The organism is Ruegeria sp. CDSC081 (assembly GCF_059610485.1).
In genome coordinates this window covers 14,913-34,660 of record NZ_JBXWNS010000007.1, presented here as the reverse complement: position 1 = coordinate 34,660, position 19,748 = coordinate 14,913, and the positions used below count along the sequence as shown (strand labels likewise).

At 59.1% G+C, this 19,748-nt stretch carries 25 protein-coding genes; 9 read left to right on the top strand and 16 right to left on the bottom strand.

Annotated elements, in window-relative coordinates; genetic code table 11:
• Positions 1-16 precede the first annotated feature (16 nt).
• Positions 17-730, top strand: coding sequence for a glutathione S-transferase family protein (locus tag AC2FH9_RS14150; RefSeq protein WP_496871956.1), 714 nt, complete (start codon positions 17-19; stop codon positions 728-730).
• Positions 727-1,125 (top strand): DUF1801 domain-containing protein, encoded by a 399-nt coding sequence (locus AC2FH9_RS14145; RefSeq protein WP_281995448.1) that lies wholly within the window; start codon positions 727-729, stop codon positions 1,123-1,125. Before AC2FH9_RS14150 ends, AC2FH9_RS14145 begins: the two co-directional genes overlap by 4 nt.
• Positions 1,126-1,156: 31 nt before the next feature.
• Here AC2FH9_RS14145 and rnr read toward each other — a convergent pair whose 3' ends face one another.
• Genes rnr through dapE form a run of 3 tightly spaced genes read right to left on the bottom strand, consistent with a single transcriptional unit; the run spans position 1,157 to position 5,185 of the window.
• A complete protein-coding gene (gene rnr / locus AC2FH9_RS14140) occupies positions 1,157-3,418 on the bottom strand; it encodes a ribonuclease R (RefSeq protein ID WP_496871954.1) in 2,262 nt (753 codons plus the stop codon).
• A gap of 48 nt (positions 3,419-3,466) precedes the next feature.
• Positions 3,467-4,042, bottom strand: a complete 576-nt coding sequence (locus tag AC2FH9_RS14135) for a TIGR04282 family arsenosugar biosynthesis glycosyltransferase (protein ID WP_496697536.1) — start codon at positions 4,040-4,042, stop codon at positions 3,467-3,469.
• Positions 4,043-4,045: 3 nt separating this feature from the next.
• Positions 4,046-5,185 (bottom strand): succinyl-diaminopimelate desuccinylase, encoded by a 1,140-nt coding sequence (gene dapE / locus AC2FH9_RS14130; RefSeq protein ID WP_496871951.1) that lies wholly within the window; start codon positions 5,183-5,185, stop codon positions 4,046-4,048.
• Positions 5,186-5,393: 208 nt separating this feature from the next.
• Between dapE and AC2FH9_RS14125 the strand changes: the two genes are divergently transcribed.
• The gene (locus AC2FH9_RS14125) at positions 5,394-6,452 is read left to right on the top strand and encodes a transporter substrate-binding domain-containing protein (protein ID WP_496689957.1); all 1,059 of its coding nucleotides are present in this window, start codon (positions 5,394-5,396) and stop codon (positions 6,450-6,452) included.
• Here AC2FH9_RS14125 and AC2FH9_RS14120 read toward each other — a convergent pair.
• The gene (locus AC2FH9_RS14120) at positions 6,449-6,793 is read right to left on the bottom strand and encodes a DUF8846 family protein (RefSeq protein WP_039539567.1); all 345 of its coding nucleotides are present in this window, start codon (positions 6,791-6,793) and stop codon (positions 6,449-6,451) included. The genes AC2FH9_RS14125 and AC2FH9_RS14120 overlap by 4 nt on opposite strands.
• A 117-nt stretch (positions 6,794-6,910) precedes the next feature.
• Between AC2FH9_RS14120 and AC2FH9_RS14115 the strand changes: the two genes are divergently transcribed.
• Positions 6,911-7,246 carry a cupin domain-containing protein gene (locus tag AC2FH9_RS14115; RefSeq protein ID WP_496713327.1) on the top strand — a complete coding sequence of 112 codons (336 nt, stop codon included), beginning with the start codon at positions 6,911-6,913 and terminating at the stop codon, positions 7,244-7,246.
• Between the two features lie 65 nt (positions 7,247-7,311).
• On the opposite strand, the gene dapD is transcribed toward AC2FH9_RS14115, so the two are convergent.
• Both dapD and AC2FH9_RS14105 read right to left on the bottom strand, forming a co-directional pair.
• Positions 7,312-8,139, bottom strand: coding sequence for a 2,3,4,5-tetrahydropyridine-2,6-dicarboxylate N-succinyltransferase (gene dapD / locus AC2FH9_RS14110; protein WP_281973038.1), 828 nt, complete (start codon positions 8,137-8,139; stop codon positions 7,312-7,314).
• Between the two features lie 108 nt (positions 8,140-8,247).
• On the bottom strand, positions 8,248-9,165 hold the full coding sequence (locus AC2FH9_RS14105) for a serine/threonine dehydratase (protein WP_496697528.1): 918 nt from the start codon (positions 9,163-9,165) through the stop codon (positions 8,248-8,250).
• A gap of 79 nt (positions 9,166-9,244) precedes the next feature.
• On the opposite strand from AC2FH9_RS14105, the gene AC2FH9_RS14100 reads away from it, so the two are divergent.
• The gene (locus AC2FH9_RS14100; protein WP_496871948.1) at positions 9,245-10,087 is read left to right on the top strand and encodes an LOG family protein; all 843 of its coding nucleotides are present in this window, start codon (positions 9,245-9,247) and stop codon (positions 10,085-10,087) included.
• A gap of 3 nt (positions 10,088-10,090) precedes the next feature.
• Positions 10,091-11,188 (top strand): cystathionine gamma-lyase, encoded by a 1,098-nt coding sequence (locus AC2FH9_RS14095; RefSeq protein WP_496871946.1) that lies wholly within the window; start codon positions 10,091-10,093, stop codon positions 11,186-11,188.
• Here AC2FH9_RS14095 and AC2FH9_RS14090 read toward each other — a convergent pair whose 3' ends face one another.
• Complete coding sequence (locus AC2FH9_RS14090) at positions 11,189-11,572, bottom strand: hypothetical protein (RefSeq protein ID WP_142637207.1); 384 nt, start codon at positions 11,570-11,572, stop codon at positions 11,189-11,191.
• Positions 11,573-11,732: 160 nt separating this feature from the next.
• Here AC2FH9_RS14090 and AC2FH9_RS14085 point away from each other — a divergent pair, with 160 nt between their 5' ends.
• Positions 11,733-12,653: a DnaJ C-terminal domain-containing protein gene (locus AC2FH9_RS14085; RefSeq protein WP_271949567.1), complete on the top strand. Its 921-nt coding sequence runs from the start codon at positions 11,733-11,735 to the stop codon at positions 12,651-12,653.
• Positions 12,650-12,988 (top strand): hypothetical protein, encoded by a 339-nt coding sequence (locus tag AC2FH9_RS14080; RefSeq protein ID WP_281973035.1) that lies wholly within the window; start codon positions 12,650-12,652, stop codon positions 12,986-12,988. The genes AC2FH9_RS14085 and AC2FH9_RS14080 overlap by 4 nt, the downstream gene beginning before the upstream one ends.
• Positions 12,989-12,995: 7 nt before the next feature.
• On the opposite strand, the gene AC2FH9_RS14075 is transcribed toward AC2FH9_RS14080, so the two are convergent.
• From AC2FH9_RS14075 to AC2FH9_RS14055, 5 genes are all read right to left on the bottom strand, one after another.
• On the bottom strand, positions 12,996-13,622 hold the full coding sequence (locus AC2FH9_RS14075; protein WP_496871945.1) for a cytochrome P460 family protein: 627 nt from the start codon (positions 13,620-13,622) through the stop codon (positions 12,996-12,998).
• A 224-nt stretch (positions 13,623-13,846) separates the two neighbouring features.
• Positions 13,847-15,037, bottom strand: a complete 1,191-nt coding sequence (rlmN, locus tag AC2FH9_RS14070) for a dual-specificity RNA methyltransferase RlmN (protein WP_496871943.1) — start codon at positions 15,035-15,037, stop codon at positions 13,847-13,849.
• A gap of 78 nt (positions 15,038-15,115) precedes the next feature.
• Complete coding sequence (locus tag AC2FH9_RS14065) at positions 15,116-15,493, bottom strand: lysozyme inhibitor LprI family protein (RefSeq protein WP_271949559.1); 378 nt, start codon at positions 15,491-15,493, stop codon at positions 15,116-15,118.
• 142 nt (positions 15,494-15,635) lie between these two features.
• Entirely contained in the window at positions 15,636-15,803 is a 168-nt protein-coding gene (locus tag AC2FH9_RS14060) for a hypothetical protein (protein ID WP_185956689.1), read from the bottom strand.
• Between the two features lie 175 nt (positions 15,804-15,978).
• Entirely contained in the window at positions 15,979-16,512 is a 534-nt protein-coding gene (locus AC2FH9_RS14055) for an invasion associated locus B family protein (protein ID WP_142637215.1), read from the bottom strand.
• A 178-nt stretch (positions 16,513-16,690) separates the two neighbouring features.
• Between AC2FH9_RS14055 and AC2FH9_RS14050 the strand changes: the two genes are divergently transcribed.
• Positions 16,691-17,689 (top strand): asparaginase, encoded by a 999-nt coding sequence (locus AC2FH9_RS14050; protein ID WP_496871942.1) that lies wholly within the window; start codon positions 16,691-16,693, stop codon positions 17,687-17,689.
• 5 nt (positions 17,690-17,694) lie between these two features.
• Here AC2FH9_RS14050 and AC2FH9_RS14045 read toward each other — a convergent pair whose 3' ends face one another.
• The 4 genes from AC2FH9_RS14045 to serB are packed head-to-tail and all read right to left on the bottom strand — an operon-like array spanning position 17,695 to position 19,707.
• Positions 17,695-18,015 carry a YciI family protein gene (locus AC2FH9_RS14045; protein WP_142637219.1) on the bottom strand — a complete coding sequence of 107 codons (321 nt, stop codon included), beginning with the start codon at positions 18,013-18,015 and terminating at the stop codon, positions 17,695-17,697.
• A gap of 22 nt (positions 18,016-18,037) precedes the next feature.
• Entirely contained in the window at positions 18,038-18,466 is a 429-nt protein-coding gene (locus tag AC2FH9_RS14040) for an SRPBCC family protein (protein WP_496694195.1), read from the bottom strand.
• Positions 18,454-18,783 (bottom strand): ArsR/SmtB family transcription factor, encoded by a 330-nt coding sequence (locus tag AC2FH9_RS14035; RefSeq protein ID WP_496694196.1) that lies wholly within the window; start codon positions 18,781-18,783, stop codon positions 18,454-18,456. The genes AC2FH9_RS14040 and AC2FH9_RS14035 overlap by 13 nt, the downstream gene beginning before the upstream one ends.
• A gap of 45 nt (positions 18,784-18,828) precedes the next feature.
• Positions 18,829-19,707, bottom strand: a complete 879-nt coding sequence (serB, locus tag AC2FH9_RS14030) for a phosphoserine phosphatase SerB (protein ID WP_496871938.1) — start codon at positions 19,705-19,707, stop codon at positions 18,829-18,831.
• Positions 19,708-19,748: the final 41 nt, after the last annotated feature.

The following is a 19,748-nucleotide window of genomic DNA, read 5'->3' as shown; positions in this document are numbered from 1 at the left end:
CCCATCACCTATACCCATGATGGAGCCCAAGATGCTGACCCTTTTGACCTACCCCTCTGCCTTTGGCCTGTTCAGCGCCAGCCCGTTTTGCGTGAAGACGGCACTAATGCTGCAAACATCGGGCCAACGCTGGCAGCGATCTGACCTCCTTGATCCGCGCAAGATGCCGCATCAGAAGCTGCCGGTTCTGCGCACGCCGCAGCGTCTGATCCCCGACAGCGACCTGATCCGCGACTGGCTTGAGACGCAAGGTAGTGATTTTGATCACGGGCTGAGCGATCTGCAAAAAGCTCAATCGCGCGCATTGATCCGTTTAGCCGAAGAGCATCTGTATTTTCAGATCGTCCAGGACCGTTGGGCGAATGACGAAGTCTGGCCGATTCTGTATAAGACCTTTTTCACTGGCATCCCCGCCCTGATCCGCAAACCAGTTGCCAATTCCGTCCGCAAGAACGTTGTTAAAGGATTGGGGTTTCAGGGCGTCTCTCGATTCTCAGATGCGGAACGTCAGGACAGGCTGGAACGCGATCTTGAGGCGATCTCGGCCTATCTATGGCAGTCGACCTATTTGATGGGAGAAACCCCGACCTCAGTGGATATGAGCGTGGCCCCCATGCTTGCCGCGATGCGCGCGACGCCGGCCAATACACCGCTGACCCAGCGGATCAAACAGGATAAGCTGTTGAGCGACTACATAGACCGGATGGAGCAGGCGATACCGCTGTCATGACACAATTTGACGATCCCGCAGTGGCAGCGGCCTATCATGCCCTGCCCGAAGGCACACGTGCCGGGGCGCTTGCGCTGCGTCAGTTGATCCTGGAAACCGCCACTTCGTTGCCCCGCGCGCAGCCGTTGCAAGAGGCATTGCGCTGGGGGCAGCCCGCCTATCTGGCGCCCAAGGGATCCACGATCCGATTGGGCGGGCACAAAGCGGCCCGCTTTGCCCTGTTCGTGCATTGCCAAAGCCGGTTGATGGGCGATTTCACCTCGGCCTTTCCGGGCGAAGATAGGATAGACGGCAACCGGGCAGTTCTGTTTGATGATCCGGATCAGATCGACGCCACCCGCCATGGCTGGCTGATAGCCCGCGCGTTGACCTATCACCTTCCCGCAAAAGGCTGACCTACATGCGCCTTGTTCCCGAGATGTGAATTCACTTCTGACGGCGTTTGCGTTCCACCTTGCGTTTGATCTTGTCCTTCTTGCGCTTGGTGCTGACTGCCTTGCGTCGCGTTGGGCGCTTGGATGCCCCTCCGCGCCCCGTCGGCAGGGCCTGATCGTCGATCGACAACAGCTCCAACTCCAGCCCGCCCGTCACAGGTGTCGCCTCGGTCAGACGTACGGTGACACGTTGACCGATAGCGATGATCAGACCAGTGTCCGATCCCATCAGCGTTCCGGCCTCGCGGTCGAAATGAAAGAACTCGCGCCCCAAAGACCGCACCGGTACTAGACCATCCGCTCCGGTCTCGTCCATCTTCACAAAGGCGCCGAACCGGGCGATGCCACTGATCCGACCGGTGAACTCATTGCCCACCCGCTCGCTAAGAAAGGCGGCCAAATAGCGATCGGTCGTATCGCGCTCGGCCATCATCGAGCGGCGCTCGGTATCCGAGATATGGGTGGCGGTGTCCTCCAATCGGGCGATCTCATCCTCGGTCAGCCCATCTTTGCCCCAACCATGAGCCGTGATTAACGCACGGTGAACGATCAGGTCGGCATAGCGGCGGATGGGTGAGGTAAAATGGGCATAGTTCCGCAGAGCCAGTCCGAAATGGCCAAAATTTTCAGGGTTGTAATAGGCCTGCGTCATAGACCGCAAAGTCGATAGATTGATCAGTTCTGCGTCTTCAGTTCCAGCGGCAGCATTCAATAAAGCATTCAGATGCCGGGTCTGCAGCACCTGCCCCTTGGCCAGATTCAGCCCCGCCGCTTGCGCCGTTTCCCGCAAGCTTTCCAGCTTTTCCGGCGCGGGTTCTTCGTGCACGCGGAACAATAGCGGGCGTTGTTTGGCGATTAGCGTTTCGGCGGCTGCAACATTGGCGAGGATCATGAATTCCTCGATTAACTTATGCGCATCTAGCCGGTCGCGGAAGGCGACGCTGGTAACCTCTCCGGTATCGCTCAGAACGATCTTGCGTTCAGGCAGATCCAGTTCCAATGGCTGGCGCACCGCGCGCGCCTTTTTCAGCGCGGCATAGGCGCCATAGAGCGGTTTCAGAACCGTCTCCAACAGCGGCCCGGTGCGGTCGTTCGGGTTGCCATCGATGGCCTCTTGCACCTCGCCATAGTGCAGCGAGGCGGCAGACCGCATCAAACCACGCACAAAGCGGTGGTCAATCTTGTTGCCGTCCGCGTCAATCTGCATCCGAACAGCGATACAGGCGCGGGGGACACCCTCGTGCAAAGAACAGAGGTCACCCGACAAACGATCCGGCAGCATCGGAACCACGCGGTCAGGAAAATAGCTGGAATTGCCGCGTTTGCGCGCCTCGCGGTCCAGCGCTGTACCGGGCTGCACATAGGCGGCGACATCCGCGATGGCGACCCAGATCACATGTCCCCCTTTATTCTTCGGGTCATCATCTTCATGCGCGTAACACGCATCGTCGTGGTCGCGCGCATCCGACGGGTCGATGGTCAGCAAGGGTATGTCCCGCAGGTCGTCGCGCCCTTTCAGACCAACGGGTTTGGCCTTGTCAGCCTCTGCAATCACTGTGTCGGGGAAGTCATCGGGAATGCCATGCTGATGAATGGCGATCAGCGACACGGCCTTGGGGGCCGACGGGTCGCCCAGCCGTTCGACAATGCGGGCACGTGGCAGGCCCATGCGGGTTTTGGGTCCGGCCTGTTCGGCCTCGACCAGCTCACCGTCTTTCGCGCCCAGTAAGGCACCGTCATTGACCTGCCATTCGTTTTGGCCAGCCTTGTCGATGGGAACGATCCGCCCACCCTCGGCCCCTTTGCGGAAAATACCGACGATCTTGCGCGGGTTGGTTCCGATCCGACGGATCAGGCGCGCCTCGTAATTATGGTCTTCCTCATGCACGACAGTCAGACGCGCCAGAATGCGGTCGCCTTCACCCAGCGCCGGATCGCTGGCGCGGGTGATCATCAGAACAACCGGCTCGACCCCTTCGCCATGCCATTCCAGCGGGCGCGCGAACAGATCACCATCGGCATTCGGGGCCTTCACCTGCAACACGCTGACAGGCGGCAACCGGTCCGGGTCGCTATAGCTGCGATTGCGCTTTTCCAGATGCCCTTCGGCCTCAAGTTCCTTGAGGATGCGTTTCAGGTCGATCCGATCCGCGCCCTTGATGCCAAAGGCTTTAGCAATGTCGCGTTTCGAGGTCAGGGTGGGGTTCGCCGAGATCCAATCGAGGACCTCTTGCTTGGTAGGGATGCGAGTCATGATTTCGGCCTATCACGGAGATGCGGCGGCGTCATGACCAAAAAAGGGTCAGGCTCGCAGATCGGCAACCGTATCGACATCGCGCAGCTGATCCAGCATCGCCACCCGGCATCCGGGGATCGAGGCCAGCGTGTCGGCCAGCGCATGTTCCGTCGACCAGCGCACGTTTTGGAACAGGCCGTGCGGCAGGGCACCAATGCGTTGCGCCCCGACCAGCCAATATCCGCCATCCGGGGCCGGACCAAACACCATCTGGTTGCGCCCCAATGCCCGGAACGCGCGCGCGATATGCCCCCGTGTAACCCCCGGGATATCCGCACCGATCAGACAGACTGGCCCTGTTGGCATTTTCCGCAGCATCCGCCCCATACGATCGCCCAGATCCCCTCGACCCTGTGGCGCACGTGGCAGATCAGCGGGCCAGATGCGGCTGTTCAGCCCTTCGCGGTCCGGCGAGACCGCCAGCACGATCTGCCAGCGCGGATCGCGCAGGCGCCGGATCAAAGAGCGGGTCTGATGCCGAAACCACCACGCCGCACCGACCATACCGATATCGCGCCCCAACCGGGTTTTGACACGGCCCGGGCGCGGTTCTTTCACCATGATCACCAGGGTGCGCTGCATGAATCAGGAAAAATAGTCGGTCAGGATACGGGTATAGACCGCCTTGAGCTGTTCAATCTGCGCCACCTCAACGCATTCATCCACCTGATGCATGGTTTTGCCGACCAAACCAAATTCGACAACCGGACAATGATCTTTGACGAAACGTGCGTCCGAAGTACCTCCGGTTGTCGACATCTCGGGCGTGAACCCGGTTTCAGCCGCAACCGCTTTGGCCACCAATTCCGACAGAGGGCCAGGAGGGGTCAGAAAGCTTTCGCCCGATATTTTGATCCGCACATCAACATCAACGCCAAACGCGGCGGCTACATCGCGCGCCTGCGCTTGCAGCCAATCGCTGAGGCTGGCGCCGGAATGCAGGTCGTTGAACCGGATGTTCACGGTCCCGCTGCACTGTGCCGGGATGACATTCGTGGCGGAATTACCCGTGTCGATCGCCACAACCGCCAGCGTCGAGGCGTCAAAATGATCAGATCCCCGGTCCAACTCGTGACTGGCCAGCCTGTCCATCAGCCGGGCCATGGCGGGCAGAGGATTCTTTGCCCGGTGCGGATAGGCCGAATGGCCCTGCACACCTGTTACGGTAAACCAGGCGGTCATCGAGCCGCGACGGCCAATCTTCATCATTTCACCCATCCTGTTTGGGCAGGTGGGTTCACCGACCAGGCAGACGCTCATCCGCTCGCCGCATTGATCCATATGGTCAAGCAGGGCGGTGGTGCCATGCAGCGCATCAGCCTCTTCGTCACCCGTGATCGTCAGGATGATCGCCCCGTCGGGCGGCGTATCGCGTACAAAATCCACTGCCGCCGCTGCAAAGGCCGCCACACCCGATTTCATGTCAGTGGTCCCGCGCCCATACATGAACCCTTCCCGGATTTCTGCCCCGAAAGGCGGTGTGGTCCAAGCGGCCTCGTCGCCCACCGGAACAACATCGGTGTGACCGTTGAAACCAAAGCTTCGGGCGTGACCTTTTGCACCCCATCGCGCAAACAGATTGCTGATGCCGGCGCGATCAACACGGGTACAATCAAACCCCGCCTGCGACAGGACATCCTGCAGCAGAACAAGGGCACCACCTTCTTCAGGTGTGACCGATGGGCAACGGATCAGGTCGGCCGTCAACGCAATCGGATCTGTCATGGTGGGCCCTTTCAATAAAATTTCTTTCAGGTTCGTGCACAGATTCAACGAATTGGCCCGATTGCCAACCCCAACAGGCCAGAAACCGCGGGCTTTTTCCACCTTGTATCGAACTGACACCCCCGGAAAACATGGGGCCTTACGCTGCGATTGCCTTGTCTGCCGGTTCGAATATGCGCTAGAGGGCCGCGAAACAGGTGATTTTACGATGACACGTGCTCTTTTCGCATTGATCTGCCTGACTTTCGCCGTTCTCGGCCAGCAAAGCCAGGCCCAGACGCTGACGGTTTCGACTGTGACACGGCCTCCGTTTTCTTTTGTCGAAGATGGAGCCCAAACCGGATTCTCGATGGACCTGCTTGAGGCGTTGGCTGAATCCCTGAATTGGGACTATTCCATCCAACGTTCCGACGCCTTTGGCGACATGCTGGGCGCAGTGCAGGACAGATCCGCCGATCTGGCCATAGCCAATATCTCGATCACTGCCTCGCGAGAAACGCAGATGGACTTCAGCCAGCCGATTTTCGAGGCTGGTTTGCAGATCATGGTGCCATCGGACGCGGTGCGCCGCCCGTCACTGCTACATGCGTTACTGTCGCGCGAGTTGTTCATTGCTATCGGGCTCGCCTTTGCCATCCTTCTTGGCGGCGGCATGCTTATGTGGGTGTTCGAGCGCCGCTCGCAGCCCTATTTCGACCGCAAGCTTGACGAGGCCTGGTTCCCCTCATTCTGGTGGGCCTTGAACCTGGTGGTCAATGGCGGGTTTGAAGAACGAATGCCGCGCACGCCATTTGGTCGAATTCTGGGTGTAGTGCTGGTTGTATCTTCGCTGTTTATCGTCTCGGTCTTCACTGCGCGGATCACCTCGGTCATGACAGTGGATGCAATCAGTGGCAGCGTGAATTCGATAAATGACCTTTACGGCAAAGAGGTCGGAACAATCTCGAATTCAACCGCTGCTAACTTTCTGAACCGCCGCGAGATCGAGTTTACCAACTATGATGGGCTCGACCCCATGCTTGAAGCCTTTCGCAACGAGGAACTGGACGCCATAGTGTTCGACGCGCCGATCCTGTCCTATTTCGCCGCCCATGAAGGACGCCGGATCGCCTCGATGACAGGCGGTATATTCCTGCGCGAGAATTACGGTATTGCCTTCCCTACCGGGTCCCCGCTGGTCGAAGACGTCAACCAGGCGCTGCTGGCGCTGCGCGAAGACGGCACCTATGACGAGATTTATCGCAAGTGGTTTGGGGCGCGGAACTAAGCCGTCTCTTCATCCCCGAAAAACGGGGTCATCTGCGCCACGATCACTGCATTTTCATCCAGCGCGCGCTGCATTAGGGCCCGTTCATCCGGGTCGATCTCGTGACCTTGCGCCTCACGTTCGGCCAAAGTGCCATAGCCTGTGACATCCAAAGGCGCGGTATCTGCCTGTTTCAGGATCGCCACCGTTTCGCGCACGGCCTCGGCCTCGTCGACGCCGCTGGCAAAACACATCAATGCCGCCCCGGTTGCGCCGTCGGGCAGGCCATCGCCATCCTTGCGACCGATCTGTACAAGCAGGGTATAGACCTGCTGACGCGAAGGTTTCTTTTGCTTTTCCATGCAAGGGGCCATAGCCGCGCACCTGCCTGCGGTCAAGCAGCCGGGGAATTGCAGTGGATCGCCTGTGCCGCCATAGTGCCCGCAGTAACCTGACACCGATCACAAAAGGACGTTGCCATGACTTATCCGGATTTCATCACAGGATTCCCAAGCCTCGACGTGCCCTTCCCCGAAGATGTGGTGCAAACGGCCGTGATCAGATCAGACGCGGGGCTGGTGGCGTTTTTTACCTTTCTTCAGGATTTCGAACTGCCCCTTCATTCCCATCTGGCACAATGGGGAACTGTGGTCGAAGGTGAGATTGAGCTGACCATTGGCGATGAAACCAGGAGCTATGGCCCCGGTGACAGCTATTCGATCCCCGCAGGAGTGGAGCATGGCGGCAAGATCAAAGCCGGGTCGCGCGTCATTGATGTGTTCGAAGAACCGGACCGCTATCCGGTCAAAGGGTAAGCGATAACCAAAAAAAGGGCCGCAGCGGATCGCGCTGCAGCCCACTTGTTTGATCCGCGCCCAGTTTAGTCGCGTAGCAATTCGTTGATCCCGGTTTTCGAGCGGGTCTTTTCATCCACCCGCTTCACGATCACAGCGCAATAGAGGTTGATGTTGTTCTTGGACGGCATCGAGCCCGCAACAACCACCGAATAGGGCGGAACCTCACCATAGGTGACCTCACCGGTTTCGCGGTCGACGATCTTGGTCGATTTGCCGATGAACACGCCCATGCCCAGAACCGAGCCTTCGCGCACGATGCAGCCTTCGACCACTTCGGACCGGGCGCCGATAAAGCAGTTGTCTTCGATGATGGTCGGACCCGCCTGCATCGGCTCGAGCACGCCACCGATGCCAACACCGCCCGACAGGTGGACGTTCTTGCCGATCTGCGCACAGGATCCGACGGTGGCCCAAGTATCAACCATTGTGCCCTCGTCCACATAGGCACCCAGGTTCACAAATGACGGCATCAGAACCACGCCGGGCGCAATAAAGGCGGATTTGCGAACGACGCAATTCGGCACCGCGCGAAAGCCAGCGGCCCGCCATTGGTTTTCACCCCAACCCGCGAACTTGCTGTCCACCTTGTCCCACCAGCCGCCGTCCTGAGCGCCGCCGGTCTGGATTTCCATATCCTTGATGCGAAAGCCCAGCAGAACCGCTTTTTTCGCCCACTGGTTCACATGCCAGTCGCCGCTGTTCTGCTTTTCCGCCACCCGCAGCGACCCGCTGTCCAGCGCGTTCAGCGTATCTTCGATCGCTTCGCGAGTCTCGCCGGTGGTGGCGGGGGTGATGGCATCTCGCGCCTCCCAGGCGGCTTCGATGGCGGCTTCCAGTTGCGCGTTGGACATTTGGCGGCTCCCTGCAGATTCTGTTCACGCTTGTGTTGCCTATACGCAAGCGACGGACTGGCTGCAATGCGACGCTGAGCGCGCGCTTTGCGGCTGTTTGTTGCGGTTTCAGCCGTTCAGAGGGTCCGGTGAGATGTTTCCACCACAGATCAGCACCGCCACCCGTTCGCCCGGCTCTGGCGTGTAAGCCCCCGATAGCAGCGCAGCCAAGGCCGTTGCGCCCGCTGGTTCCACCAGAACGCGATGCGCCCGCCACAAGGCCTGCTGCGCTTGAGAAATGGCCTGATCACTGACCAGAACCGATTGCACGCCTTGTGCCAGATCGAAACAAATCGAGCCGATCCGCCGCGCGCCCAGCGCATTTGCCGCAATGCCCGAGACGGACACATCCACCGGTTCTCCGGCCTGCAGGGCTGCATTCAGCGCGCAGGAGGTTTCCGGCTCAACCGCCACGACCTTGCGCGTGCCTTGCAGCCAGGCCAGCGCCCCGGCGATCAGGCCGCCACCGCCCACCGCGATCAATACGGTATCCGCTTTCAGGCCCTGTGCCTCCCATTCGGCAAAGCAGGTTCCCTGCCCGGCGACCGTAGCGGGGGCGTCATAGGCGTGAATCTGCATCGCGCCCGACGCATCCTCATACGCCTGCGCCGCAGCAAGAGCGTTGGCATATTCTCCCGGCACCACGCTCAGATTTGCGCCTGCCTGTTCAATCAGCGCGATCTTGGATGGCCCCGCCAGTTCGGGCACGAAAATCTTGGCCGGATAGCCCAGCGCCTGCGCGGCAAAGGCGGCCGCTGCGCCGTGATTGCCACCCGATGCGGCCACAACCCCGGCCTCGGGCACATCCGAACTGATCAGAGTGTTAAACGCCCCGCGCGCTTTGAAACTGCCGGTGTGCTGCATATGCTCCAGCTTCATTTCCACCGGAAAATCCAGCCCCAGGGCACGGCTTTCCACCACTGGCGTCACCTGCGCATAGCCACTTATGCGGTGTTGCGCCGCCAGTATTTCGCTCTTCCAATTCATTCTCATCTTTCCGTGACTGGCACTCTGCGCCCGAACCCTATAGCTGTTTGGAAAACACGCAAGCAGGGATCGTTACCCCATGAGAGAAGACCGCCTCAGCCCGTTTCGCGACGCGCAGACCGACCGTTCGACCGCAAGCGAGGTACCCGACACCCCGCAAACCCGCTCACCCGCCTATCGCCTTGCCTTTGCCGATGAGGATTTCCTGTGCCGGGATGAGCTGCGCCCGGTGCGCTTGCAGCTGGAACTGCTCAAGCCCGAGATGATCATGACCGAGCGTGAGATCACCTCGACCATCGTCATGTTCGGCGGCGCGCGTATCCCTGAGCCATCACAGAAACACACCGCGCGGACGGAAACGCTGGCCGGGCTGTCGGAATATTACGATGAAGCGCGCGAGTTTGCCCGGTTGATGACCGAGAAATCGAACGAAACCGGCGGGCGAGAGAATGTAATCGTCACCGGCGGTGGCCCCGGCGTGATGGAGGCTGGTAACCGCGGCGCGCAGGATGCGAACGGTTGTTCCATCGGTCTGAACATTGTGCTGCCGCATGAACAGGCACCGAACCTGTACGTTACGCCCGAGCTCAGCTTTAACTTCCACTATTTCGCCATCCGCAAGATGCATTTCCTGATGCGCGCCCGCGCCATCACCATCTTCCCCGGCGGCTTTGGCACCATGGATGAGCTGTTCGAGTCCCTGACCCTGATTCAAACCGGCCGTATGGAGCGTGTGCCCTTCCTGCTATTCGGTCGCGCGTTCTGGGAAAAGGTCATCAACTGGGAGGCGCTGGCCGACGCCGGCACCATCTCGGACGAGGATCTGGACCTGTTCCGGTTCGTCGATACCGCGCAAGAGGCGGCCGACATAATCGAGAAATGGGAACCCACCCCGCCCCGTGACGAAATACCGGGGCGCTAAACGATGGGGCGCAAGACCGGCGAGATGCTGCATCTGCGGGGCAACGCACTGACCAAGGGCGAGCCCGTGGCCCTGCCCCTGACCCAAAGCAGTATGTTCCACCTGCCCGGCGCGCCGGACGGGCATGATTTCTACGGTCGCGTCAACAACCCAACCTGGGAACATCTGGAACAGGTTCTCGCCCATCTTGAAGACGCCCCCTGCCTGGCTTTCCCGTCGGGCATGGCGGCGATCTCGGCCGCGTTGTTTGCCACGGTCAAAGCCGGGTCGCGCATCCTGATCCCGTCGGATGGCTATTACGTCACCCGCGTGCTGGCCGACCGATTTCTGTCTGGTCTGGGTGTCATCGTGACAGAACGACCGACAACCGGCTTTTCCGAAGGCGGGTTCGACGGCTTCGATGTGGTCTTTGTCGAAAGCCCCTCGAACCCTGGTCTGGATATGATGGACCTGCCAGCCATCGCGTCGTCCGTGCGCGCAGCTGGTGGGATCACCATTGCTGACAACACAACCATGACACCACTGGGCCAGCGTCCTTTGGATATAGGCATAGATATCGTCGTGTCCTCGGACACCAAGGCCATGGGTGGGCATTCCGATCTGCTGATGGGCCATGTGGCCAGCCGTAATACAGATGCCATGGAGCGTGTCGAGGAATGGCGGCGTGTCTCTGGCGCGATCCCCGGCCCGCATGAGGCCTGGTTGCTGCATCGCGGGTTGGAAACGTTGGATGTTCGGTTCGACCGGATGTGCAGCTCAGCCCAGGTGTTGGCAGAACGGTTGGCGGCGCATCCGTCTGTGAAAGACATCCGCTATCCCGGCCTGCCAGGTGACCCATCCTACACCTTGGCACAGGCTCAGACCACGCGGTTCGGATTCCTTCTTTCGATCACGTTGGAAACCCAGGCCAAGGCCGAAACCTTCATCAACACCTGTCCAATGCTGCGCCCTGCGACGTCTTTTGGCGGCGTCCATAGCTCGGCCGAGCGCCGCGCCCGTTGGGGCGACGACGTTGACCCCGCTTTTGTCCGTCTGTCCGTGGGATGCGAGCCGGTGGTTGAGCTTTGGCAGGCAATCGATGCCAGCCTGAACGCACTGTAATTACTTTTTGGGCGTGCGCAGCTCGGTGAACACGTAGATCGGCAGCACGACGCTGGCGATCAGCGCGCCCAGCCAGACCAGCAGTGTCGCAGCCAGCAGGTTGGAAATTCCGCCAACCGTCAGCCCATTGGTCACCAGATCGGTCACAAGCAGGCCGACAAAGGTCACGATCAACGCGATCCCGCCTTTCAACGAAGGCGCCCTTTTCTCACCCAACTTCAGGATCAGCGGCTCGGCCACCACCTGCACCAGCGTGAATACGATCACCACAACGATGAATGAAATCGGCTTGATTGCAAAACCGGTCAGTAGCAAAGCGGCCAACATTAACCCAATGGCATTGCCCGCCAGCAAGGCCAGAACCGATTTAAGTCTGCGCGTCATCGGCTAATCTCCGTCAATGAATAATATGAAACAGCCTGATAGTATCAGAGATTACGAAACTTGCGAACCAATTTAGCCACCGGTTCTTTTTGACCTGTTGAAATCACGTGATAAAATACCTTCATCATGATCAGCCCTTCCCCCATCCATGAGAGGTGAGATGAGCGACGATCCCTATGCCGCACTTGGCGTGGCCAAAGATGCCAGCGACGCTGAAATCAAAAAAGCGTATCGGCGCATTGCCAAGGAATGCCACCCGGACTTGAAACCCGGGGACGCCGAGGCCGAAGCCAAGTTCAAGGCCGCCGCCGCGGCCTATGATCTGTTGAAAGATCCTGAGACGCGCAAACGCTATGACAATGGTGAGATTGATGCCTCGGGACAGGAACGCCCGCAACAGCAATACTATCGCGATTACGCCGAAGCCGCCGGCAACCCCTATCGCGGGCAGGCGACGGACCCCGACGACATGTCGGATATCTTTGCCGAATTCATGCGGGGTCGCGGCGGATTTGGTGGGCAAGGCGGCCGCGAGTTTCACGCGCCCGGCCACAATCTGAACTTCACGCTTCAGATCAGCTTTCTGGATGCGGTGTTTGGCGCCAGCCAGAAACTGACCCTGCCGGATGGGGACCGGATCGAGGTCAAGATACCCGCAGGGATCACAAGCGGTCAGACCATTCGCCTGCGGGGCAAGGGTGCCGCTGGCTATGGTGAGGGGCCGCGCGGCGATGCGCTGGTGACAGTATCAGTCGCGGATCATCCGGTATTCGACCGTCAGGGAAATGACATTCACATCACGCTGCCCATCACGATTGATGAGGCGGTGCTGGGCGGCAAAGTGGCGGCGCCCACGATCGATGGGGGTGTAAACGTGACCGTCCCGGCGGGAACCAGCAGCGGCAGAACCCTGCGCTTGCGGGGTAAGGGCGTGAAGAAGCGCGGCTCGGCCGAACGGGGCGACCAGTTGATCGAGCTGACCATTTCAATGCCCGATCAAATCGATGATGAGTTGAGGCAATTTATGGATTCATGGCGAGAAACCCACCGCTATGACCCACGCAAAGGAATGCCGTCATGACCCGCACCCTGACCGAAGAGGAACTGATCACCGCCGTAGCCCGGCTGACTTCGACCCGATTGACAGAATATCTGGCCGCCGAAATCGTGATCCCCGAACAAACAGATCGCGGATTGGTCTATCACAGCCTCGACGTTGCCCGGCTGGAGTTGGCCTGCGAGTTGCACGACCAATACGAAATGGAGGCAGACGCAGTGTCGATGATGATTTCCCTGATCGACCAGATGCATGGGTTGCGCGCAGAACTTCGAGAGGTCCTGAACGCCGTCGCAGCGCAGCCAGATCCGGTTCGTCAGCAACTGATCAAAGTGATCGGCACCGCGAGATTTGGGTGAGAGAGGCCTAATTGTCGACCAGATATTCTTCGGGAACGAAGAATGTGTAATCTCTGTCGGCAACCGCCTCGTGGCAATCGTGGCAATACGCAACTGCGTTGGCGCGATCCCCCATCGTGTCCCCAAACAATGACCCATCCGGCATGACCATGATATAACGCCAATCAGCCGTAGCAGGGTTGGCGCCCTCGGCCAGTTTCTGCATGACGAACATCGCGCCGGGATGGCTTTTCCCCTCATCCGTAACGGTCACGCTGTCCTTGGCCAGCACAGACCCCACCGGAAGCTTTTCGCCTTCCGTCAGGGTTGCATAATTATACGCCATCCGGTTTGCATAGCTGTTCACAAATCGCCGACCATGGGTTTCAGATATATAGGGCGCATCGTTGTACAGCGGCCAGTTTTGGTAATTCAGAAGCAGATCCAACTGCGCTGCGGCATAGCCGCGTGCCATCCGGCGCTGCAACGAGTCATAAATTTCACGCGCGTCGTCCTTGGTCAGATCAGCCGGATTTTCGATAGCCAGATGAGCATCCTCATCATTTGACTGCGCAACAGCATCAGTTACGGCGACGGCCGCACAAGCCAAAACTAAAACAAAATTAAAGTACAGAATTTTCAATCGAAACATCATAGAGATAACCCAACTCGTAACCTGTTATGCCGCAATCGGCACACGGAGCTGAAATACAAGGTAGCCGCCGTGAACGAATTTGCCACATGCCAGCCACCGAACTCACCCTATTGTGCGCAAGTGAGCCTGGTGCATCCACACCTAGCCAATGAAACATATCAAATTTTGCATTCGATAGACAGCGCCCCAAAAATTAATTTTGCGACGCCCTTCTATTCAGCCGCTTATCCGCGGTCGAGACCGGCCTCGGCCTCAATCTGCTTGCGCGATTTACGGGCGCGTTCGGTGGCCGATTTCAGCTGACCGCAGGCCGCCATAATGTCCTCGCCCCGCGTCTTGCGGATGGGCGAGGCATACCCGGCCTGATAGATGATATTGGCAAAAGCCCGAATACGATTGTTTGAGCTGCGCTTATACGGCGCGCCGGGCCATTCGTTGAACGGGATCAGATTGATCTTGGCCGGGATTTGGTGGCGCTTGATATGTTCGATCAAACGATGCGCATCCTCATCGCTGTCATTCACACCATCAAGCATCACGTATTCAAACGTAATCCGTTCCGAATTGGAAACCTTGGGATAGCTGGCCAAAGCCTGCAGCAACTCTTCGATATTCCAGCGTTTGTTGATCGGCACCAGCACATCGCGGACTTCATTGGTCGTCGCGTGGAACGAAATTGCCAGCAGGCAGCCGATTTCCTGCGCGGTACGCGCGATCTCGGGCACCACTCCCGATGTCGACAGGGTAATCCGGCGGCGAGACAGCGAGATACCTTCGGGGTCCATCGCGATTTTCATCGCATCGCGGACATTCTCGAAATTGTAAAGAGGCTCGCCCATACCCATCAGAACGATGTTCGACAGCAGGCGGGTTTCGTCCTTGGGCGCACCCGGTACCGGCCACTCGTCAAGATCATCCCGCGCCATCATCACCTGACCGACAATTTCCGCCGCCGTCAGGTTGCGCACCAGTTTCTGCGTGCCTGTATGGCAGAAGGAACAAGTCAACGTGCAACCGACCTGAGACGAGATACACAGCGTGCCGCGATCGTCCTCGGGAATATAGACCACCTCGACCTCATGGCCGCCAGCAATACGGACCAGATACTTGCGTGTGCCATCCTCGGACACCTGTCGGGTCACAACCTCGGGGATTTCGATCACGAAATGCTCGGCCAGCTGGGTGCGATAGGCTTTGGCCAGATTGGTCATCTCGGCAAAGTCGCGCACACCCCATTGGTAAATCCACTGCCAGATCTGACCCGTGCGCATCTTGGCCTGTTTTTCAGGCGTGCCGTGTTCGATCAGGGTCTCGCGCAGGCGATCCCGGGTCAACCCGACAAGGTTCACCTTCCCCTCCGGCAATTTGCGGGGGATGGTCATGACGTCTTGAGTGATCGGCGCTTTGGGCGACATAGGTGGGTCTCGAAGATTCTGGCTTGGAATGCGCCTCTATATAGGACTGCGCGCAAAGATCAAAAGAATTCGTCGCGCCTAATTTACAAAACGCAGCAATTCGTCAATCCGCAGGCGCCCCAATTCAATCCGGCAAGAGGTGATACCAATGCCGGTTCCCGACCCACCACCAAAAGACGCGCCGACCGCCTCGCACTGCGCATCACGATACCCGACCCACGCGCTTTGCGCCGCCTCCATCGCAGGCGCCGCGCTTGTCCGTCCGGTCACCTCGTCCAACGCGTTGGCTGCATCCATGGCAAAGCCAAAACTATCGGTCAGCGCGGCCTCAACCCCCGCTTCCATACTGGCAACGCAAGATCCGATTTCGACTTGTGAACTTGCGTTCGTGCATTCCATTGCAGGATCCGCCACAGCCAACGTGGGGGTTAAAACAGCCAGTATCACCAAACGCATGACATACTCCTCGAAGGGTCGTTAAACTAACGCGCTCAGCTTAGCATAGCGACGCCAGAGGTTACAAAAAACCGCGGGGATCAACCCCGCGGTCCTTCGAACTCTTATGCCGCCCGGACGTTTCCAGGCCAGCCGTATTGGATCACGCACCTGCTGGTGGAATAAAGCAATCCTCGGCGTCCAGCGTTTTGACCGGATCGTTTGGCCCACATTGCTCTCCCGAAACCGGGTATGTCTCAGCGGATTTATCACAAGCGCTCAGCAATACGACGGCGGTCAGCACAAACAGGCCCAAAACTTTCTTCTGCATCGATGCTCTCCTTTTCTCTCTGCTTGAACCGATTAGTTCAGTATTTCAGAGCGCGGAGCATTGACGCAGATCAAATTTATAGATGACGTTAAGTTAAGCTATGAAGGAGGGCGGTCCTATCCTGCGAAACTGGCACCACTTTGCAAGCCTGGCCACTGCCCGAGCGCTGGCGCGCTCAGTTGGTACAGCGTTTCTCGGCGTCGTCTAAAGCGGCTGTGAAGCCCAGCAATGAGAAAGTATCTTTGGTCTGAGTGCCGCGTTCGGACCGGGCGGTCAGCACTGCTTCGGTACCGCTTTTCATGGCAGCGATTACTTTTTGGTCATCACCCTCTGACGCGGGCCAGGCCCATTCGCCTTCGGTGCTGAATTCGAAGCTGTTTCCGTCGATGGATACAGATACGGTCGATCCCGCGGCAAACGGATAGCCCCCGGTGAATGAAACGCGCCCCTTCACATCGGGATCAGGTCTGAATACGACAAACAGCAGGATGTCGCTGCGCCTCACCGAAACAACGCGCCCGCCGCGCGTGTTGACGGTTTCATCCGGCGTTGCAACGCTCCAGCATTCGGTTGGGTCCTCTTCCACAAACACACTCCAGTCGGTGTTTACGGATACTCTATTGGTGCTGTCTGCCTGCTGAGCGGTAGCAGCCGTTGTCATCCCTGCCACGCACAGGCCCGCGATTACGCGGACGAGCTTTGATCCCATCTGTCCAGCCTCCTAGCTCGACCTAATACCTCATACCCACCGGAATGGCTCGCGAACCCTGACGGTTCGTCTGTAAGTTGCGTCTTCCGGTGATTGCCGACATACACACACTATCGCAAGTTTCGCCATAGGCGAAAGGGCGGTTGGCAGTTTTTTGCGCATGTTTAGGAGGGTCCCGATGACGCAGCCTGTAGCAATGACCGAACTATGGCGGGGGCCTTTACTGGAAAGCCTGCATCTGGGGCATGCGGTTATCTGTGATGACACGGGTCAGATCGTGCGCAGCTGGGGCGACCCGGAGGCGATAATCTACCCCCGGTCTTCGGCCAAGATGATACAGGCCCTGCCGTTGATTACATCGGGGGCGGCCGCGAAATACGGGCTGAACAGCGAGCATCTGGCATTGGCCTGTGCCTCGCATAACGGCGCGCATATTCACACAGACAGGGTAACGTCCTGGCTGGACCATCTGGGCCTGGCTGAACCCGATTTGCGCTGTGGGCCGCAAGAGCCTCAGGATATGGCGGCGCGCGACGGGCTGATACTTGCCGACGACACGCCCTGTCAGATCCACAACAACTGCTCGGGCAAACATTGCGGGTTTTTGACGGTAGCACAGCATATGGGTGCCGGGCCGGAATATCTTGAAATCGACCACCCGGTTCAACAGGCCTGTTTGTCCGCGCTGGAAGAAACTACCGGCGAAACCAGCCCTGGCTATGGCATCGATGGCTGTTCCGCCCCGAACTTTGCCACCTCGCTGGTGGGGATGGCACGGTCGATGGCGTGGTTTGCCTCGGCGGCGGACCGGTCGGACCGGGCCAGCGATGCGGCACAACACCTGACCGCGGCGATGATCAAACATCCCGAGCTGGTGGCCGGAGAGACGCGCGCCTGTACCGAGCTGATGCGCGCCATGAACGGGCGCGCCGCGATCAAGACCGGGGCCGAGGCCGTATTCATCGCCATCATCCCTGAAAAACGCATGGGCGTCGCGCTGAAGATCACCGATGGCACCACCCGTGCCAGCGAATGCGCCATTGCTGCCATTCTGGTCAGCCTCGGCGTACTGGAGGCCGATCACCCGGCCACCCGCACCTTTATGAACGCCACGCAATACAGCCGTCGCGGGCTGGAATGTGGCGTGATCCGACCCGCGCCGGGTTTCCCCGGCTAGGGCCGCTACATCTCAATCTCGTGAATCTCGGCCACCTCGACCGAGCCTGACCCGTTTACGACCATGGGGCATCCCTTGGCCATTTCATTGGCGGCGTCGATGCTGTCGGCCTTGATCACGGTAAAGCCGGATACCGGGTTGGCACCGCCATTGTCGACCACACCGCCCGAGCTGACGGTATAGGACTGGCCCACCGGGTTGCCGGGTATTTCTAGTGACGGGCCCATATTCTGAAACCACGCGCCCCAGGCGGCCATGGTTGCTTCGACTTCGGCCGGGTCCGATGGCGTGGTCCCGCCGTGATAGACAAACAGAAACTGTGGCATTTCTTTCCTCCCAGATGAAAACTTATTGCACCAGACCGGCCAACTTGTTCAGCGTCGAGGTCCAGCCTTTCTCGTGGTTTGCAGCGATCTCGTCATCGCCCAGGTCGCGGTGATCGACCACCAACCGAGCGCCGCCGCCTGCGGCTTCGATCCGTAGCGTTACATGGCTTTCGGCCCCGCGCTGATCCTGATCGTCATGCCAGCCCCAGGTGAAGCCAACCGAATTGGGCGGATCGACATGGGTCACATGGCCCGAGACCTTGAACCGCTGGCCCTCGCCATTCTGCATGACCGAATACCACGGACCAACGCGCGAAAAATCGAGAGTATGTTCGGGCACGTGCACCCCTTCGGGGCCCCACCATTGCAACAGCTGTTCTGCGACACTGATCCACGCAAACAGATCCTCTGGCGGTATCGGGAACGTGCGCTCCAGCTTTAGATCGGCCATGAGGTATCCCTTTCAATAGCATCGCCCAGACGATCCAGACTGCTTTCCCAGAATTGTCGTTTCGAAATGGTCCATTCCGCGATTGCGCGCAGACCTTCGGGGCGGATCGAATACATCCGCTTGGTGCCCTGCACCCGTTGCCGAACCAGCCCGGCCTCACGCAAAACCTTCAGGTGGCGCGAGACCGCAGCACCCGACATGCCGCGCCCTTCGATCAGGTCGCCCGCGGGCTGCTCTCCGTCCTGCATCAACTGTTCAACGATGGAAAACCGCGTGGCGTCGGACAATGCGGAGAATGTGGTCTGCAGCGTATTCATGACCACTGTTTAACATTTTTGTTAAATAAAGGAAAGCCCCGGTTTTCAGGCTTGGGCAAATTCCTGCCGCGCATAGCCCTGCAGATACAAAAGCGCGGTCAAATCGCCATGGTTGACGCGCACTTCGCATTGTTCCGCGACCGAAGGCTTTGCATGCAGCGCAACCCCGGTTCCGGCCCGGCCCAACATGCCCAGATCATTTGCCCCGTCACCCACAGCGATCACATCGTTTTCGGACAGGCCCAGACGCGCGGTGATCTGTTCCAAAGCATCAACTTTGGCCTGTCGTCCCAGAATCGGTCGCTGCACATCGCCGGTCAGTTTGCCGTTTTCGGCCAGCAGAGTGTTGGCACGGTTTTCGTCAAACCCCAATTCACTGCCCACCTTGGCAGTAAACGCCGTGAACCCGCCCGAGACCAGCGCCGCATAGCCGCCATTGGCGCGCATCGTCGCGACCAGCTCCTTGCCGCCGGGCATCAGGGTGATGCGTTCGGCCAGAACCTTGCCGATCACAGCCTCATCCAACCCTTTCAGCAACCCGACCCGTTCGGTCAGCGCGCCTTCGAAATCCAATTCGCCATTCATTGCGCGGGCTGTGATGTCCTTGACGCGGTCGCCGACACCGGCCTCATCCGCCAATTCGTCGATGCATTCCTGCTGGATCATGGTGCTGTCCATATCCGCCAACAGCATCTTTTTGCACCGCCCCTCGGCGGGCTGCACGATCAGGTCAACGCCAAGCTTCTGCAAATCACCCCAGACATCCCACTGGTTGCCCGGAAGTTCCTGCAGCGCGAACTCTGCCGCCTCATCCGGGCTGAGCCAGATGATCTCGGCCCCGCCCCAGGCATTCCGCAGCGACTCGACCAGCGCCAAATCCAGCGCGCGCGTTTCGGGATTGGTCAACAGGGTGGCAACATACATAGTCTATCTCCGGCGAATTCACCTGCGATTAACGCAGATAG